The following is a 17,190-nucleotide window of genomic DNA, read 5'->3' as shown; positions in this document are numbered from 1 at the left end:
TTAGGGACGGTAGTCGTGGTCTGAGATCTGACGGTACGCAAGTGCTTCTCGACGAACCGAAGGCACCTCCGGCAACCGGAAAATATGCGCGACGTTCTTCTCGGGGGCGAGGCGGATGAAGTTGCCGGTCTCGGCGGTGGTCCAGGTGTAGCGCTCGCCGGTGATCTGGTCGTGCACCTCGAAGGTTTCGCCGTCATTGAGGCCGACCGCGGAGGCGTCGACACGCAGCATGCCCTCCTGGGTGGCGGAGGGATCCAGGTTGACCACCACGAGCACCGCGTTGCCGGTCTCCGCATCGACCTTGGAGTAGGCGATGATCTGCTCGTTGGCGATGTCGTGGAAGCGGATCTGGCGCAGCTGCTGCAGCGCCGGGTTGTCGCGGCGGATGGTGTTGAGCAGCGTCAGGTACGGCTCGAGCGAGGCTCCCTTTTCCAGCGCGGCGGCGAAGTCGCGGTGGCGCAGCTGGTACTTCTCGCTGTCGTGGTACTCCTCGCTGCCCTCGCTAACGGGGCGATCTTCGTAGAGCTCGTAGCCGGAGTAGACACCCCACAGCGGGCTCATGGTGGCGGCCAGGGTGGCGCGCAGCGCAAACGCCGCCGGGCCGCCCTGCTGCAGCGTGGCGTGCAGGATGTCGGGGGTGTTGACGAAGAGGTTGGGGCGGGAGACGTCTGCGACGTCGACGAGCAGCTGGGCGAAATCGGTCAGCTCCGCCTTCGTGGTCTTCCACGTGAAGTGGGTGTAGGACTGCGAGAACCCGGCCTTGGACAGCCCGTACATGCGCGGCGGGCGGGTGAACGCCTCCGCCAGGAAGATCACGTCCGGGTCGGTCTCGTGCACCTTCGCAATCAACCAGTGCCAAAAATCCACCGGCTTGGTGTGCGGGTTGTCCACGCGAAACGTGGTCACGCCCAGGTCCACCCAGTACATGAGCACGCGGTAGATCTCGGCGTAGAGCTTCTCCGGGGCGTTGTCGAAGTTCAGCGGGTAGATGTCCTGGTACTTCTTGGGCGGATTTTCGGCGTACGCAATGGTGCCGTCGGCCAGCACGGTGAAAAACTCCGGGTGCTCTTTCGCCCACGGGTGGTCGGGGGCGGCCTGCAGGGCGAAGTCGAGGGCGATTTCCAGGCCTAGCTCGTTGGCGTGGTCCATCATGTCGAGGAATTCGTCCTCGCCGCCCAGGTTCGGGTCGAAGGCGTCGTGGCCGCCGTGCTTGGACCCGATCGCCCACGGCGAGCCGACGTCGCCGTCCTCCGGGGTCAGCGTGTTGTTGCGGCCCTTGCGGTTGACCTCGCCGATGGGGTGGATCGGCGGGAAGTACACGGTGTCGAAGCCCATGTCGGCCACGCGCTGCAGCTGGTCCGCGGTGGTTTCCCACGTGCCGTGGACGGGGTTGCCCATCGCGTCCACGCCGCCGGTGGAGCGGGGGAACAGCTCGTACCAGGAATTCACCAGCGCCTCGCGGCGCTCCACCAGGATGTCGGCCACGGGTCCGCGGGTGACCAGCTCACGCAGCGGGTACTCGGCCAGCACGTCGCGCACCTCACTTGAGACGCAGGGCGCGATGCGGTCGGCGAGCGGCAGCGTGTCGTCGAGAAGCAATGTGCGCGCGTTCTCCAGCACCTGCGGCGAGGGGGTCTGGGCGATGGCCGCGGCGAACAGGTCCGCGCCGTGGGCGATGTCGTTGGCGAGCTCCTTTTCCGACTGGCCGGCAGCGAGCTTCTTCTCCACCGCATTGCGCCACGTGGCCATCACGTCGCTCCACGCGTCCACCCGGTAGCGCCACAGCCCCTTTTCGCGGGGGATGAAGATGCCGTGGACGTAATCCGGGCGGTAGACCTCCTGGTGCATCGGCACCGAAAACTGCTCGCCGGACGGAGAAACCAGCACCAGCGTCGCCGCGATGGCGTCGTGGCCCTCGCGCCACACCAGCGCCGAAATAGGCACCACCTCGCCGACCACCGCCTTCGCGGGCAGCGTGCGCCCGGAAACCTGGGGGCGCACATCGTCGATGCCAAAGCGAGCAACCATTTTTCAGACCCTCTCAACCTGCCTGCATTCCATCAGCCAGGGTAGCGCGGGCCTCCCACACACGCGGGCCGAAATAGGTAAAGATGGATGCGTGAATGCGAGTGAGGAATTGGTGACAGACCCGGACCTGCTGGTGGACATGCGCGACGTGGAGTTCATCCGCGGCGGCAACACCCTAGTGGGCCCCGTGACATGGCAGGTTGAGCTGGACGAGCGGTGGGTGGTCATCGGCCCCAACGGCGCCGGCAAGACCACCCTGATCCGCATGGCCTCGGCCCAGGAGTTCCCGTCCAAGGGCACCGTGTTCATCATCGGCGAGCGCGTCGGCGCCACCGACATGCGCGACCTGCGCGCGGCGATCGGCGTGACGTCATCTGCGGTGGCGCAACGCGTGCCGGACAACGAAAAGGTGGGCGACCTGGTCGTCTCCGCCGGCTACGCCATCTTGGGGCGCTGGCGCGAGGACTACGACCAGATGGACTACGACCAAGCCCTCGAAGTGCTCGAGCAGGTCGGCGCGATCCACCTGATTGACCGCACTTGGGGCACGCTGTCCGACGGCGAGAAGAAGCGCGTGTTGGTCGCGCGCGCGGTGATGACCAATCCGGAGCTTCTGATCCTGGACGAGCCGGCCGCAGGCATGGACCTGGGCGGGCGCGAGGACCTGCTGGCCTACCTGGGCGATCTGGCCATGGACCCGGACGCACCGGCGATTGTCATGATCACCCACCACTTAGAGGAGATCCCGGCGGGCTTCACCCACGCCATGCTGTTGGACGAGGGAGAGGTGGTCGCCCAGGGGCTTATCGACGACGTGCTGACCTCCGAGAACGTCTCGCGCGCATACCACCAGCCCATCGAGGTCACGGTGGACGAGGGCCGCTTTACTGCGCGCCGGGCTCGCGCCAAGCGCGGGGGTGCGCACCGGGCGTAAGCCTGGGGGTTTTCGGCCATGCCCACGAGAAGGAATCGCACCCAGGGCGTGCTGACGCACGACGTCGGCGACACCATCGACGTCCACGAGCGCAGCGGGTTTCAAGGTGCCCGCCTGTCCGCGACGGTGATGCTGCTTCGCGACGGTGCGGACGGGCTCGAGGTGTGGATGCAGGAGCGCGTGTTATCCATGCCGAATTACCCGGGCATCACGGTCTTTCCCGGCGGCGGGGTGGATTCGCGCGATTTCCCGCCGCGCGCGTGGGACGACGGCGAGCTGTGGCTCGGCCGCTCCGCCATTTCCCTGGCCCGCCAGCTGGGCGTGACCAAGTACAAGGCGCACGCGCTGCTGTTCGCGGCGGTGCGCGAGCTGTTCGAGGAAACAGGCACGCTGCTCGCAGTTGATGACGACGGCGTGCTGCTCGACGACGCACGCCCCTTCCACGACCACCGCCTGAAGCTGGAGTCGCACGAGCTTTCGCTTACCGACGTGCTCCGCGAGTCCAACCTCAACGTCTGCGCCGACCTCCTGAAACCGCTCGCGAGGTGGGTGGGCAAGTCTGAAAGCGGCAACTGGTTCGACACCTTCACCTTCGTCGCCGCCAACCCGGAAGGCCAGGAGCCGGATTCCAACACCGAGGAGGCGGACGACGCCAACTGGTTTCCGCCGCAACTGATCTTGGAGGGGTGGCGCCACGGCTTGGTGCGCCTGGCACCGTCGACGTGGGCGCAGCTGAACGAGGTGGCGCGCTTCGAGGACGCGGAAGAGGCGCTGGCCGCCGCCTGGCGCGCCGACCTGTCGCCGGTGGTGGGCGACCCGGTTGACGACCTGCGCTACCACGACTTCTTCTCGTTCACGCCCATCGACAGGATTGGACGCCGCGGTGGGATTTAGCGTTGCGGAAGCTCGCTTTCTAGCGGCGCACGCCGGGGAGATCGCAGACGTTGCGCCGGAGGTGGCGCTGACCAAGCAGTCCGTGTTTGCGGACCGCGCGGTACTCGATGCCCGCTTCGGCGAGTACGCCCGCGCTGTCAGCGTGCTCATCTCCTCCCAGCGCGTGGCGGCGGGGAAGTTCCCGGAGGATTGGCTCACCGATGCCGACGCCGTGCAGCAGGCCACCCCGGCGCGCGTGGCGCGCGTTCGGGCGCAGCGGATCGCGGCGGCAGGGGTGGAGTTCGTCCACGACGTGACCTGCTCGGTGGGCTCGGAGGCTCCGGCCTTTTGTGATGCTGACGTAACGTGGCTCGGCTCGGACCTGGACGCCGCCCGCCTGGTCATGGCACGCCACAACCTCGGACCGGACGCTTGGCTGGCCCGCGCGGACGCGCTTACGCCGGTGAGCACCGGCGGGGCGGTGGTGGCCGACCCCGCGCGCCGCGCCGGCGGCAAGCGGATCACCGACCCGGCGAAGCTCCTGCCGCCGCTGCCGGACCTGCTGGCCGCGCACACCGGCCGCGAGTTGGCGGTCAAGTGCGCGCCGGGCATCGACTACTCCGGGTGGGACGGGCTGGTCAGTGTCGTGTCCGTGGATGGGGGAGTCAAGGAGGCGTGCCTGTATACGCCGGGGTTGGCGGGCGGAGCGCGCAGAGAAGCAGTAGTGCTGCGGGACTCTGAGGAGCGCGTCACCGACGACGAGCCGGACGAGGTGGAAATCACCGCGCCGCGCAAATGGATCATCGAGCCGGACGGGGCGGTGGTGCGCGCCGGGCTGGTTCGGCAGTGGGCCGCGCGCCACGGGCTGAGCATGCTGGACGAGCACATCGCCTACACCACGGGAAATGCGATCCCGGAGGGTTACAGCGGCTTCGAGTTCATCGAGGCGGTGCCGCTGCGCGCGCTGAAGAAGACGCTTGCCGGCCACGGCGCGGGCAGCGCGGAGATCCTCGTGCGCGGGGTGGACGTGGACCCGGACCAGCTGCGCAAGAAGCTCAAGCTGCGCGGGGACAGGCAGATGGGCGTGGTGATCGCGCGCGTGGGCAACGACGCGGTGGCGCATGTGTGCGGCGCGCGCGTGCACGCCTAACCTGTGGGCATGGTCTACCTCGATCACGCAGCCACCACTCCCATGCGCCAAAGCGCCATCGATGCGTGGGTGGAGCACGCCGGCGCCCTCAACGCCGGCAGCCAGCACGCCGCCGGACGCAAGGCCAACGCGGTGCTCGCCGACGCCCGCGAGCGCATCGCCGCGGCCCTGGGCGCGGACCCGGTGGAGGTGGTGTTCACCGGCTCCGGCACCGAGGCGAACAACATCGGGGTGCGTGGGCTTCACGACGCCTCCGGCGGAGGCCGTGTCGTGTCCACCCCGATCGAGCACCCGGCAGTGCTCGAGGTAGTCAAGTCTCTGGGCCAGACCGAATGGCTGCCGGTGGGGCGAGACGGCGTGGTCTCGGATCTTGCCGCGCTGGATGCCCCGGCCGCGGTGGCGGCGGTGATGTGGGCGAACAACGAAACCGGCGCGATCCAGCCGGTGCACGAGGCGGTTGCGCGTGCCGAGGCCGCGGGCACCCCGGTGCACGTGGACGCGGTGCAGGCGGTCGGGCACATCCCGGTTCACTTCCACGAGCTCGGCGCGGCCACGCTTGCGGCCAGCGCCCACAAGTTCGGCGGCCCGCGCGGGATGGGCCTGCTTCTGGCGCGTCGTTCGCCGGCGCCGAAGCCGGTGATTCTGGGCGGCGGGCAGGAGCGCGGCATCCGCTCCGGCACGGTGGACGTGGCCTCGGCCGCGGCCACGGCGGCGGCGCTGGAGGAGGCTGTCGCCGAGATGGGGCAGGAGCAACAGCGGATCGCGGGCCTGCGCGATGCGGTGATTGCGGGGGTGAAAGAGGCGGTGCCGGAGGTGATCGTCGCAAAGCATGAGCCCTGCCTGCCGGGGCACGCGCACTTCATGTTCCCCGGGGCGAACGCGGACGCGCTGATCATGCTGCTGGATGCGCAGGGCATTCAGGTGTCGGCCGGCTCGGCGTGCGCCAGCGGTGTGCTGCGCATGAGCCACGTGCTGGAGGCGATGGGGTTTTCCGAGCGCGAAGCGATGGGCGCGCTGCGCGTAACGGTGGGGCGGACGAACACGCGCGAGGACGTGGAGAAGTTCCTCGCCGCGATCCCGGAGGTGGTGGAGCGGGCGAGAGCCGCCGGCGCGCTGTAACTTGCGTGTCGCGTGTGGTGCGTGTGACTTGAGTGGTTTAGTGTGTCGGTCATGCAGATTTCTCGCCGCATCCGTACCGCAGCCGCCGCCGTGACCGCGCTCGCCGTGGGCTTAAGCGTGGTCAACCCGGTGACCGGGCCCGCAGACGCCCAGTCCATCCCGGGTGTTGTCTCCGGCGTGGACGTGGCGGGCCACCAGCGCCCGGGCGGCGCAGCCATCGACTGGGGCTCCGTCCGCACCGCCGGCGGCCAGGACTTCGCCTACGTGAAGGCCTCCGAGGGCGACGGCTGGAAGAACGACTTCTACGACGAGGACGCCAAGGCCGCGGCCGATGCCGGGCTGAAGGTGGGCGCCTACCACTACGCGCGCCCGGCGGAGGACCCGGTGGCGCAGGCGCGCTACTTCGCCTCCGTGGTCAACGACGGCCCGGCCACCCAGCTGCCGCCCGTGCTGGACCTCGAGGTCGACGAAGGCCTGGGCCCGGTGCAGCTGGCGGGCTGGACGCAGGCGTTCCTCTCCGAGCTGGAGGCGCGCACCGGCAAGCGTCCGATGATCTACACGTACCGCTACTTCTGGTACGAGCGCATGAACGACACCCGCGCGTTCACCTCCTACCCGCTGTGGCTGGCGGCCTACCAGAACCGCCCGCCGGCCCCAGTCGGCGGCTGGGACAAGCTGACGTTCTGGCAGCGCAGCGAATCCGGCCGCGTGGTGGGCATCAACACGCCGGTGGACATGAACATCTTCAACGGCAACGGCGCGCAGCTGGACCAGTTCGCCGCAGGCGATCTGCGTGCAGGCGGCGGCGTGCTCGAGCAGTTCCAGGTGCAGGACTCCGGCGAGCTGAAGGTGCTCGAGCAGGACAGCACCAAGCTCGTGGTGGCCATTCTCGCGCTCGCCGCGGGCGGTCTGGGGGCGCAGCAGCTTATCGACGCCGCCCGCCTCGCCGGCTTCGACCCGACCGACGCGGACAACATCGCCAACCTCGTCCGCGCGTTGGCGGGCCAGGGCGAGCTGCCGATCGAGGACCTGCAGAAGATGATGGTCGGTGACTACCAGATCGGCGACCTGCTCATCCTGCTGGACAACGCCGCGAAGGAAGCGAACAGGGGCTAAAGACCGAGCGCACTCAGGATCGCCCCCGTCTGCTGCGGCAAGCGATTGTGCGCGACACCGTGCACTTCCACCACGCGGCCCAGACGCGATGACGCGGCCGGCACCACCCGGTCCGCGTCGGAGGTAACCGAGACGACCTTCACACCTTCCGGGATCTGAGGCGCGGTGTCGTGCTGGTCCAGCTGCGTGAACGATTCTCCGAGTACGCGGCGGATCAGCCATTTCGGGCGCCAGCCGGTGTCGGTGCCGCGCCAGGACGCGCCAAGGCCGACAAGCGTGTGCACGCGCTCGCGCACACCGGGCACCGCAAGGGTACGCAGCCCGACCAGGCCGCCGTAAGAATGGCCCACGATGTCTACCCGTTTCGTGCCCTCGGGCAGCGACATGACGAGTTCGGCGATTTGGGCGGAGCAGACGTCGAGAAGCTGGGTGCCCCGGCGCCCGTAGAACGGGGCGAAAAGCCCCACGCCCCGGACGGCCAATTCGTCCGCGAGCGCGCGGAACACGTGCGGTTCGCCGAGCGTGCCGTGCAGGGCGACCACGATGTGGGGCTGGGAGGTTGCTGTGGAGGGGTCGGGAAGACACCTCGGGATGTAGGACGCGAGCGCCATAGGGAGTAAACCTACTCACCGTGGAAGCAATTCGATCGATCCCGGTGGTCGGCCACGACGCCGCCGTGGTGATCTTCGCCCTGCTCGGCCTTGCCGCCTTTGCAGTGCTGGCCCTGCTGGGGCTCCGCCGCCGAACGCTGTGGGCGGTGCTGGCAACCGTTGTGGTGATGGGCGCGGTGGTCTTGGCGCTTTCGGTGTGGCCGAAGCCGTTCCCCGACGGCATCCCGGCGCCCGTCTATGCGAGCTGGGCAGTCGGCGTGTTTGCGTTGGCGGCGCTAATCTTCGGGCGGCGACGGGTGTTGTTGGCGTGCGTGGCGGTGCCCGCAGTGCTGCTGGCGTACCTGGGTACGAACACGCAGTACCAGCAGTACCCAACGGTCGGTGCATTCCACCCAGTGCCGGTGACCGTGAACATGACGCTCGAGCAATTCCAGAAGACCACGTCCGCGCCGCAGCTGCACGGCCGCGAAGTCGGCGCGTTGGTGACGGTGCCTGCGGCCCCGTTCCGCGACCTAGTGGCATACATCCCGCCCGCCTACTGGCACGGTGCGAACCTGCCGGTGCTGATGCTGCTCTCCGGCAGTCCGGGTTCGCCAGCCGGATGGTTTTCCGACGGCCAGGCCGCACAAGCGGCGGACGACTTCCAGCAAGACCACGACGGGAAGGCACCGATTATTGTCGGCGCCGACGGCACCGGATCGACCACCGGCAACCCGGCGTGCATCGACGGGCCAGACGCGCAGATGCAGACCTACCTCGCACACGACGTGCCCGAGGTGGTGAAGCAGACCTTCCGGGTGGAGCCCGACCAATCCAAGTGGACCGTCGGCGGGTTGAGCTACGGCGGCACCTGCGCGCTGCAGATCGTCACCAACAACCCGCAGTCTTTCGGATCCTTCCTCGACTTCTCCGGGGAACCTGAGCCGTCGGTGGGCAGCCACCAGAAAACCGTGAACCAACTCTTCGGCGGCGACGAGGGCGCTTTCCGGGCGGTGAACCCCTCCACGCTGCTTATCCGCGCGACGGGGACGCAGAAGTACGCAGGCATCCACGGCCGGTTTGTCGCCGGCGAAAACGACCCCATGAGCCGGACCGCGCTGCCGCACTTGAACAGGCTTGCGCGCGCCGCGGGAATGGACACCACCTACACGGCCCTGCCCGGCGGCCACAGCTACCAGGTATGGCGGGTTGCGCTGCGGGAGAACCTCGACTTTGTGGCGCAGCGGGGAGGCATCCGATGAGACTTGTCCGGACGATTCCCTTCACCCTCGCATTGGTGGTGGCGCTGTGGGCCTGCTTTCCTGTGCGAGGACAGCTCGGCTACGACCTGCCCGCAGACGCGCATCTGTGGCACCTGCTCACCTGCGGCGTGACGGGAAACAACCTCGCAGCCGCCGTCTACGCCACGTTTGCCGCTCTGCTGTTTGCCGCACCGGCGGAGCGGGCGCTTGGCTCCCGCGCCTTCGCCGTCGCTGCCGTGTCGTCCCAGGCAGTGGTCATGCCCGTCGCCTGCGTGGTGGGCGCAGCCATCGAACGAGCCGGATTCAACAGGTGGGGTACCGACCTGGTCAACGAGGTGTACTGCACTCCACTCGCCTGGATGATCGGCCCGCTCGCATTCGCCACGGCGCGCATGGGCGTGCTGTGGCGCAGGAGGCTGCGCCTGGTGCTGGCCACACTCACCGGCACCCTGGTGCTGTATTCGGGCACGCTTTCCGACGTCGTCGCGCTCACCGCCGTGATCGCCGGCGTGGCCGCCGGGGAAGTGGTGTGGGGCCACACCAGGCCGACGCGCAGCGCGTCGTTGCGCGAGTCCAGAGTGCTCGTCGCCGCCGGATTCGTCGCAGTTTCCGTCGGCCCGGTGCTCACCGCACTCAACCCTGCCGCGCAGGGGCCGTTCGCCGCGGAAAGCCTGCTCATGTGGGAGCCCGCTGTTGACGCGGAGGACGTGCGCAAACTGTGCGGGGACCCTACCGCCGCTTCGTGCGTGGAGGCGATGTCGATCAACCAACTCCACGGGATTGCGCCGCTGCTGCTCAACGTCGTGCCGGTGGCGCTCGCCCTTGTTGTGGCGCTCGGGCTCGTCCGCGGCCGCAGGCTAGCGTGGTGGGGAGCCATGGCGTTGAGCGTGGCGTCGCTCGCAGTGGTGGTCGGGCAAGTCGCAGGTAGGGAGAGCGACGTTGTCAGCGCGGCGAACAGCGCCTTGGTCGTGCTTCCGTGGGTGGCGTCGATCGTCGTACTTGTGGCAACACGGGGGAAGTTTCCCGTGGCGTCGGACTGGAGGCGTGCCGTGCGCCCGCTGGCAATTTCGCTCCTCGCGACGGCTGCCGCATGGGTCGCGGGATCGCTGCTGCTCGCGGACGGGTTCGTGGGGGAGGCTAACCTGCGCAACACGCTGTTCGAGCTGCCGTTGCGGTACTTGCCGCCCGCAGTGGCCGTCGAGCTGCCGCACCGCATGTTCCCGCACACTGCCGGCGCGTGGGTGCTGTACGAGTGGGTCGGCGTCGTGTTCTGGTGCGCGGCGCTGTGGGCGCTGTTCCGGGTGCTGTCGTCGGCTCCGTCACCCGCAGCAGAGGCAGACCGGGCACGAGCCCGCGACATCCTCGTCCACGGCACCGGCGACCACCTCGCATGGATGGGGCTGTGGGAAGGCAACCGCTACTTCTTCGCCGGCGATGCCGGTTACGTGGCGTACCGCGTCTCCCACAATGTCGCGGTGACGGTCGGCTCGCCGGTGGTCTCCGGAAGTAATCAGGCTGAGGTGGCGGGCGAGTTCGAGCAATTTGCCGCCTCTCAGGGGTGGCGCGTGGCCTGGTACTCCGTCCCAGAGGACTTCGCGCGGCCCGGGTTCAATACGGTCCACGTAGCGGAGGAGTCGGTGCTCTACACCGACAACCTGGAATTCAAGGGCAAGAAGTTCCAGAACATCCGTACCGCGAGAAACCGCGCAGGGAAGGAAGGGGTGCGCGCGGTGTGGACCACGTGGGCGGAGTGCAGCCTGGAGATGCGGGAGAAGATCGCTGCGCTGTCGGAGCAGTGGGTGGCGGACAAGGCGCTGCCCGAGATGGGGTTTACCCTCGGCAGCCTGGAGGAGCTGCGGGATCCGGATACCAAACTGTTGCTCGCCGTCGACGATTCCGGCCACCTGCACGGCGTGACCAGCTGGCTCCCCGTGTACGAACACGGCGCGGTGGCCGGCTACACGCTGGATTTCATGCGGCGCGACGCGGACGGATTCCGCCCCGTGATCGAATTTCTCCTCGCGGAGGCAGCGGTGGTCGCAGGCAGCGAAGGGTTGGGCTGGGTGTCGCTGTCCGGTGCGCCGCTTGCGCGTACAGACGAGCCTTCGGCGTTCCTCGATATCCTCCTGGACAAGACGGGCGCGACCATCGAGCCGCTCTACGGCTTCCGTTCTTTGGCCGCGTCGAAGCACAAGTTCCACCCGACGCACACCAGCTGGAACCTCGCCTACGACGACGAGCTCGCTCTCGCCTCCATCGGGCTGGCGGTGGTGAGCTGCTACCTGCCGGACATGAAGACCGCCGACGTGGCGGCGGTGGTCAGGGAGTTTCTGAAGCGGCGGGATCGGGGGTTGGATCGCGCCGAGGTTGCGTCGCCAGGCGGCGGCACCACGCCTCGTCCTTGAACTGCGCCGGCACCCCGCCTTTGAGCAGGTTGCGGGTGAGCGCGTCGCTCGCCTCGAGCGGTGAGTTCGCGCCGATGAGCACGATGTTGCCGTAGCGGCGGCCCTTGAGCATCGGCGGGTCCGCGATTGCCGCGACGTGCGGGAACACCTCCAGCATCCCCGCCAGCTCCTCTTTGGCCTCCTTCAGGTCCGAGTGCGACCCGCAGTTGGCCACGTAGAAGCCGCATTCGCTTAACGACGTCCACGCCGCTGCGTAAAACTCCACCGTCGTAAGGTTGCGCGGCGTGGTGGCGGAGGTAAACACGTCGCGGATGATCACGTCGCGGGTCGCCGGCTTGAACGCGTCGGTGACCTCGCGGGCGTCGCCGACGCGGATTTTCACGGTGGGGGACCGGGGGACGTCGAAAAGCTCGCGCGCAAGAACGGCCAGCTCCGAATCGATCTCCACGACCGTGCTTCGCGAGCCGGGCCACGCGGCGGCGAAGTAGCGGGCGAGGGTGCACGCGCCGCCGCCGAGGTGCGTCAGGCGCGACTTGGCGCGCTTTGTCTCCGGGTAGGCGGAATCGAGGAAGTCCGCGATCCAGCGCATGTACTCGAAATCCAGCCGGGTCGGCTCGCCCGGGACGATGTGGGAGCTGGGCACGCCGTTGACCAGCAGCACCATGGAGCCGTCGGGTTCGTGCAGGACTTCGGCGACGCCGGTGTCGATCTCGTGAAACTCACTTTTGGCAGCCATGGCAGGTCAGGGTACTAGAGGCGCGCGTGAGACTAACCCGGTGCGGTAGGCAAAAAGCGCCGGGTGCACCCGGTCGCGCGACTGCGTTTTAGCCAGCACCCGCCCCACTTGCGTCTTCACTGTGGGCCGGCGACCGTGCGGATCGTGTTCAAGAGCGCCAGGACGATGGTGCCGACGTGGGCGCTTTCCGCTACTGGCCGCCTCGTCGTACTGCGGTATGACGCTGGTGAGAATGCAAGTTGAACCTTGAAAATCAAGGTCTTGCGCTACGATCGCTAGTACTGATCCAGGGGATCGATGTCTAAGGTATCTACGCGGAAGGAGGGGCAAATGTCGACTCCGGTTACCAGGATGCTCTCGAACGACGAGATCATCCAGGAATTGGCCAACATCGAAGAAGAGATGCAACCGTACAACGTCGATGTCTTGCGTCGGCTTCGCGAGGCCGGTGCCCTGAAGTTCGAAGAAGAACGCCTGTTAGAACGTCACGAAGCGTTGTCGTGGATGCTCAACGGGTAGATGTCTTGTCTGAGCACGCCTGGATAGAACATGCAACGACGTTCGTTGGCGAAATACAGGATCTGCTCGAAAACACATTAGTAGGTACCACCACGCTAGAGACTTTCGAAACCTCCAAAGAGACCTTTCGCTCATGGTTCAAAATCTCGAAGGAACTCGCCATAGGTAGATCGGGAAGCAACCGTTTACACCTAGCTGTCGACTTCCGGCTGCGGCCAAGCAATTCCAGGAGTGGGGTTGCGGTTGAAAAAGCTCGATAAAGGTCGAATTCAAGGCGACACAACGTTTCGTACCAATTGTTCGCTTCGAGTTCGACCGCGAAGCCAGAAACAAACCCTCGAGCCATTTTAAGTTTCACGCGGAATCCGTACCGTTGGGGTTACTCCTAGCAAGAAGCGGCCGCTACGAGACTGCGGCGCAGCAGCAGAATATTCACTTTCCCCTCGGTGATTCGCAGTTCCGCGTCACGGTGGAGGATGTTGTGGAGTTAGTTGTTAGAGAATTCGATGCACAACCAATGCCGGGGTGGGAGGAACGCGTGGAGGAGGGGCGTAGACGATTCATTGAAATGCAAACTGAGGCAGTTATCCGGCGGGACCCCGCAAAGGCAGTTGAGGTATTACGCTCCGCCGGATGTTATGTGCAGCCTCCATCGGAGTGGACCGGCGTTTCACCTCTCGCTGAGTAGGGACACGCAACAGACGCACGAGTCCTCCCACGGCTGTCTAGGACTTCACCATTCGCGCGATTGCGGCGGACGCCTCTTCGATCTTGGCGTCGGCTTCCTGCCCGTCGCTGATCGCATTGGCAACACAGTGCTTCAAGTGGTCGTCCAGCAAACCCAGTGCTACGCCCTTCAGCGCCGCGTTGACCGCACTGATCTGGGTGAGGATGTCAATGCAGTAGGCGTTTTCGTCGATCATGCGGTGGATACCGCGGGTTTGCCCCTCGATTCGTTTGAGCCGGGCGAGGTAGCGGTCTTTATCGCTGATGTAGCCGTGGTCGTTCATCATGGGCCTCCTGAGTGGTGTGGACGGTGTCGGGTCACTTGGACCGGTTAAGCATCCGGTCGGCGCTGCTCTGCGGGGTGAGGTCGAGGCGGCGGAGCAGCTGCGCATTCAGCGCCACGACGACGGTCGAGGCCGACATCAGAATTGCGCCGACGCTCATCGGCATCACGAACCCGATTGGGGCGAGGATACCGGCAGCCAGCGGAACGGACAGCAGGTTGTAGCCGGCCGCCCACCACAGGTTCTGCTTCATCTTCCGGTAGGTCGCACGGGAGAGCTCGATGACCGAGAGCACCGATCGCGGGTCGGAGCTTGCCAGGACGACGCCCGCCGAGCCGATGGCCACGTCTGTGCCGGCACCGATCGCGATGCCGACATCGGCCTGGGCCAGCGCGGGGGCGTCGTTGACGCCGTCGCCGACCATGGCGACCTTGTGGCCCTCGCCTTGCAGTTCCTTGACTTTCGCGGCCTTGTGCTCGGGACGCACACCCGCGAAGACCCGGTCAATGCCCAGATCCTTGGCGACGGTGTCCGCGACGGCCTGCGCGTCGCCGGTGATCATGACGACCTGGGCGCCCGCAGAGTGCAGTGCGTCGACGGCGTCGCGGGACTCGGGACGGATCTCGTCGGCAAGCCGGAGTGCTCCGATCACTTCGCCGTCGGCGAGGACGTGGAGAATGATCGCGCCCTCCTTTCGCCACTCGTCTGCGATGGGGAGCTCTTCGGCGGAATGCTTCTCAAGCAGGTAGGGGCCGCCGACCTCGATTACCTCACCGTCAACAGTTGCCTTCACGCCCACGGCTGGCGACGAGGAGAAGTCGCTGGCACTCGGCACAGCCACGTCACGGGTCTCCGCCGCACCGGTGATGGCGCGAGCGAGTGGGTGCTCACTGTCCGCCTCGGCGGCCGCTGCCAGCGCGAGCACGTCTGCTTCCTCATATCCGCTGATGGTGTCGATCGCGGTGACGGTGGGTTCGCCTTTGGTGAGGGTGCCGGTCTTGTCGAACAACACGGCGTCGACGGTGCGCATGGATTCGAGAGCGAGCCGATCCTTGATCAGTACCCCACCGCGGGCGGCGCGCTCAGTCGCAATCGAGACGACCAGCGGGATTGCGAGACCTAGGGCGTGAGGGCAGGCGATGACGAGCACCGTAATGGTGCGCACTACGGCGTCGTTTGGCATGCCGACGACGGTCCAGACCACGGCGGTCAGAATGGCGGCGCCGAGGGTGAACCAGAACAACCACGCGGCGGCCTTGTCTGCGAGGCGCTGCGCCCGCGATGACGATTCTTGCGCATCGGTGACGAGCTTTTGAATGCCGGCCAACGCGGTGTCGCCACCCGTGGCTGTGACCTCGATGCGCAGACCCGAGTCTGTCGCGATGGTGCCAGCGACCACGTGCTCGCCTTCACCGCGCCGCACCGTTTTCGACTCACCGGTGACCATCGACTCGTCCATGCTGGCGCTGCCGTCGACGATTATGCCGTCGGCAGGCACGGACGCGCCGGGCCGCACGATCACGACATCGCCGACCTCAAGATCCGCCGGGGTGACCTTCACTACTTCGTCGCCGTCGATCTTCTCGGCCTCGTCGGGCAGAAGTGCGGCGAGCGAATCCAGGGCCGAGGTGGTCTGGGCGAGGGAGCGCATCTCGATCCAGTGCCCCAGCAGCATGATGACCACCAGCAGCGCCAGTTCCCACCAGAAATTCAGCTCGCGGTCCAGCAAGTTCAGGCTCGCACCCCAGGAGGAGACGAAAGCGACCGTGATCGCCAGGGCGATCAGCAGCATCATGCCGGGTTTTCGTGAGCGGATCTCGGAGACAGCACCCGTCAAGAACGGGCGACCTCCCCAGAAGTAAATGACCGTGCCCAAGAGCGGCGAGATCCAGCGGGTCCATTCCGCGTCAGGCAGCTGGTAGCCGATGAGGTGGGCGAAGGTTTCGTTAAATCCGACGACCGGGATCGCGAGAACCAGCATGATCCAGAAGAGCCTGCGGAACTGGGCTACGTGATCGCCATGGCCTGCGTGGCCCGCGTGGCCATGGCCTCCATGTTCTCCGTGGCCCGCGTGCTCTGTGTGGTTGTGGCCGGCATGGCCTCCGTGGTTGCTGTGTTCGTGATGGCTGGCGTGCCCACCGGGTTCGGTGCCGGAGTGGGCGTGTCTGTCGTTCATGGTTCTGTCCTCTCGTTGCAGTTCATCATTGTGGTCGGTTCGGTCGTGCCGGGGGCCTAGCACGACGGCCGTCTTCCACCTTAATACCCCAGGGGGGTATGTGTCGAGGGGGTGTTTCCACGCGACCAGCCGGACGTTTCACCTTTCGCCTTCACGGGACTACACTGCGCCGACATGCGAGTATTGGCGGCCATGAGCGGGGGAGTGGACTCCTCTGTCGCTGCTGCGCGCCTGGTGGAGGCGGGCCACGACGTTGTCGGCGTGCACCTTGCACTGAGCAAGGACGCGCAGCAGACGCGCGAGTCTGCCCGCGGCTGCTGTTCCCTGGAGGACTCCGCCGACGCGCGCCGCGTGTGCGACCACCTGGGTATCCCGTTTTACGTGTGGGACTTCTCTGACCGCTTTAAAGAAGAGGTCATCGACAACTTCGTGTGGTCCTACGAACACGGCGAGACCCCCAACCCGTGCCTGCGCTGCAACGAGAAGATCAAGTTCGCGGCACTGCTCGACCGCGCGGTGACCTTGGGCTTCGACGCGATCGCCACCGGGCACTACGCAATTATCGACGACCAAGGAAACCTCCGCCGATCCACCGACCCGAAGAAAGACCAGTCCTACGTGCTCGGCGTGCTCACGCGCGACGAGCTGGACCGCTGCATCTTCCCTGTAGGGGATACTGAAAAGCCGCAGATCCGCGAGGAGGCGGCCCGCCACGGGTTCGCCACTGCGTCCAAGCCGGATTCCTACGACATCTGCTTCATCCCCGACGGCAACACCCAGGCGTTTCTGGGCCGCTCGATCGGCATGCGCCCCGGCATGATCAAAGACACCGAGGGCCACGAGTTGAAAGAGCACGACGGCGCGTTCCAGTACACGATCGGCCAGCGCAAGGGACTGAACATCCGCGTGCCTGCGGACGACGGCAAGCCGCGCTACGTCACCGACGTGGACACCTCCACCGGCACGGTCACCGTCGGCCCGCGGGAGGCCCTGAAGGTCAACGAGATCACCGCTGACCGCCTGAAGGTACTGCACTCGGCGATGTCCGAAGCCTCCGTGAGCGGCGAGGAACTCGCTGCTCACGTGCAGATCCGCGCCCACGGCGGGGTCGTGCCATGCACTGCCCGCATCGAGGACGATCAGATGGTGCTTACGCTGCACGAGCCGCTCGAGGGCGTGGCGCGCGGCCAGGCTGCGGTGCTCTACCTGCCGGACCCGGACGGTTTGGGGGACATCGTGCTGGGCTCCGGAACCATCTGCGCCACTGCGTAA

At 66.7% G+C, this 17,190-nt stretch carries 15 protein-coding genes and 1 pseudogene; 10 read left to right on the top strand and 6 right to left on the bottom strand.

Annotation, left to right across the window (positions count from 1 at the left end; translation table 11 throughout):
• Entirely contained in the window at positions 1–2,028 is a 2,028-nt protein-coding gene (locus MHY23_RS00265) for a maltotransferase domain-containing protein (protein ID WP_239305930.1), read from the bottom strand.
• Between the two features lie 139 nt (positions 2,029–2,167).
• Between MHY23_RS00265 and MHY23_RS00260 the strand changes: the two genes are divergently transcribed.
• Genes MHY23_RS00260 through MHY23_RS00240 form a run of 5 tightly spaced genes read left to right on the top strand, consistent with a single transcriptional unit; the run spans position 2,168 to position 7,220 of the window.
• Positions 2,168–2,962 carry an ABC transporter ATP-binding protein gene (locus tag MHY23_RS00260; protein ID WP_239306089.1) on the top strand — a complete coding sequence of 265 codons (795 nt, stop codon included), beginning with the start codon at positions 2,168–2,170 and terminating at the stop codon, positions 2,960–2,962.
• Positions 2,963–2,980: 18 nt separating this feature from the next.
• Positions 2,981–3,856 carry an NUDIX domain-containing protein gene (locus MHY23_RS00255; protein WP_239305929.1) on the top strand — a complete coding sequence of 292 codons (876 nt, stop codon included), beginning with the start codon at positions 2,981–2,983 and terminating at the stop codon, positions 3,854–3,856.
• Positions 3,846–4,985 (top strand): SAM-dependent methyltransferase, encoded by a 1,140-nt coding sequence (locus tag MHY23_RS00250; protein ID WP_239305928.1) that lies wholly within the window; start codon positions 3,846–3,848, stop codon positions 4,983–4,985. Before MHY23_RS00255 ends, MHY23_RS00250 begins: the two co-directional genes overlap by 11 nt.
• Before the next feature lie 9 nt (positions 4,986–4,994).
• Positions 4,995–6,104 (top strand): cysteine desulfurase family protein, encoded by a 1,110-nt coding sequence (locus MHY23_RS00245; protein WP_255713727.1) that lies wholly within the window; start codon positions 4,995–4,997, stop codon positions 6,102–6,104.
• Between the two features lie 51 nt (positions 6,105–6,155).
• Complete coding sequence (locus tag MHY23_RS00240) at positions 6,156–7,220, top strand: glycoside hydrolase family 25 protein (protein ID WP_239305926.1); 1,065 nt, start codon at positions 6,156–6,158, stop codon at positions 7,218–7,220.
• Here MHY23_RS00240 and MHY23_RS00235 read toward each other — a convergent pair.
• The gene (locus tag MHY23_RS00235) at positions 7,217–7,831 is read right to left on the bottom strand and encodes a GPI inositol-deacylase (RefSeq protein ID WP_239305925.1); all 615 of its coding nucleotides are present in this window, start codon (positions 7,829–7,831) and stop codon (positions 7,217–7,219) included. The two genes, MHY23_RS00240 and MHY23_RS00235, sit on opposite strands and share 4 nt — an antisense overlap.
• 20 nt (positions 7,832–7,851) lie before the next feature.
• On the opposite strand from MHY23_RS00235, the gene MHY23_RS00230 reads away from it, so the two are divergent.
• Entirely contained in the window at positions 7,852–9,072 is a 1,221-nt protein-coding gene (locus tag MHY23_RS00230) for an alpha/beta hydrolase-fold protein (RefSeq protein ID WP_239305924.1), read from the top strand.
• A complete protein-coding gene (locus MHY23_RS00225; protein ID WP_239305923.1) occupies positions 9,069–11,477 on the top strand; it encodes a bifunctional lysylphosphatidylglycerol flippase/synthetase MprF in 2,409 nt (802 codons plus the stop codon). Before MHY23_RS00230 ends, MHY23_RS00225 begins: the two co-directional genes overlap by 4 nt.
• Here MHY23_RS00225 and MHY23_RS00220 read toward each other — a convergent pair.
• Complete coding sequence (locus tag MHY23_RS00220; RefSeq protein ID WP_239305922.1) at positions 11,392–12,213, bottom strand: spermidine synthase; 822 nt, start codon at positions 12,211–12,213, stop codon at positions 11,392–11,394. The two genes, MHY23_RS00225 and MHY23_RS00220, sit on opposite strands and share 86 nt — an antisense overlap.
• A 6-nt stretch (positions 12,214–12,219) precedes the next feature.
• Positions 12,220–12,339: pseudogene (locus MHY23_RS00215) on the bottom strand (DNA-binding response regulator); the annotation flags it as partial.
• Between the two features lie 204 nt (positions 12,340–12,543).
• On the opposite strand from MHY23_RS00215, the gene MHY23_RS00210 reads away from it, so the two are divergent.
• Complete coding sequence (locus MHY23_RS00210; protein ID WP_239305921.1) at positions 12,544–12,732, top strand: hypothetical protein; 189 nt, start codon at positions 12,544–12,546, stop codon at positions 12,730–12,732.
• Positions 12,733–13,457: 725 nt separating this feature from the next.
• Here the strand turns inward: MHY23_RS00210 and MHY23_RS00205 are convergent.
• On the bottom strand, positions 13,458–13,745 hold the full coding sequence (locus MHY23_RS00205) for a metal-sensitive transcriptional regulator (protein WP_070844118.1): 288 nt from the start codon (positions 13,743–13,745) through the stop codon (positions 13,458–13,460).
• Positions 13,746–13,776: 31 nt separating this feature from the next.
• Entirely contained in the window at positions 13,777–15,723 is a 1,947-nt protein-coding gene (locus MHY23_RS00200; protein ID WP_370645778.1) for a heavy metal translocating P-type ATPase, read from the bottom strand.
• 30 nt (positions 15,724–15,753) lie between these two features.
• Here MHY23_RS00200 and MHY23_RS11945 point away from each other — a divergent pair, with 30 nt between their 5' ends.
• Together MHY23_RS11945 and mnmA are read left to right on the top strand one after the other, a co-directional pair.
• Entirely contained in the window at positions 15,754–15,978 is a 225-nt protein-coding gene (locus MHY23_RS11945) for a hypothetical protein (protein ID WP_370645777.1), read from the top strand.
• Positions 15,979–16,092: 114 nt separating this feature from the next.
• Complete coding sequence (gene mnmA, locus MHY23_RS00195) at positions 16,093–17,190, top strand: tRNA 2-thiouridine(34) synthase MnmA (RefSeq protein WP_239305919.1); 1,098 nt, start codon at positions 16,093–16,095, stop codon at positions 17,188–17,190.

Origin of the sequence: Corynebacterium sp. ACRQP, from assembly GCF_022345915.1 — a bacterium.
Taxonomy (GTDB): domain Bacteria; phylum Actinomycetota; class Actinomycetes; order Mycobacteriales; family Mycobacteriaceae; genus Corynebacterium; species Corynebacterium lehmanniae.
Note: the sequence above shows the minus strand (reverse complement) of the source record. Positions and strands in the feature narration are given on the sequence as shown.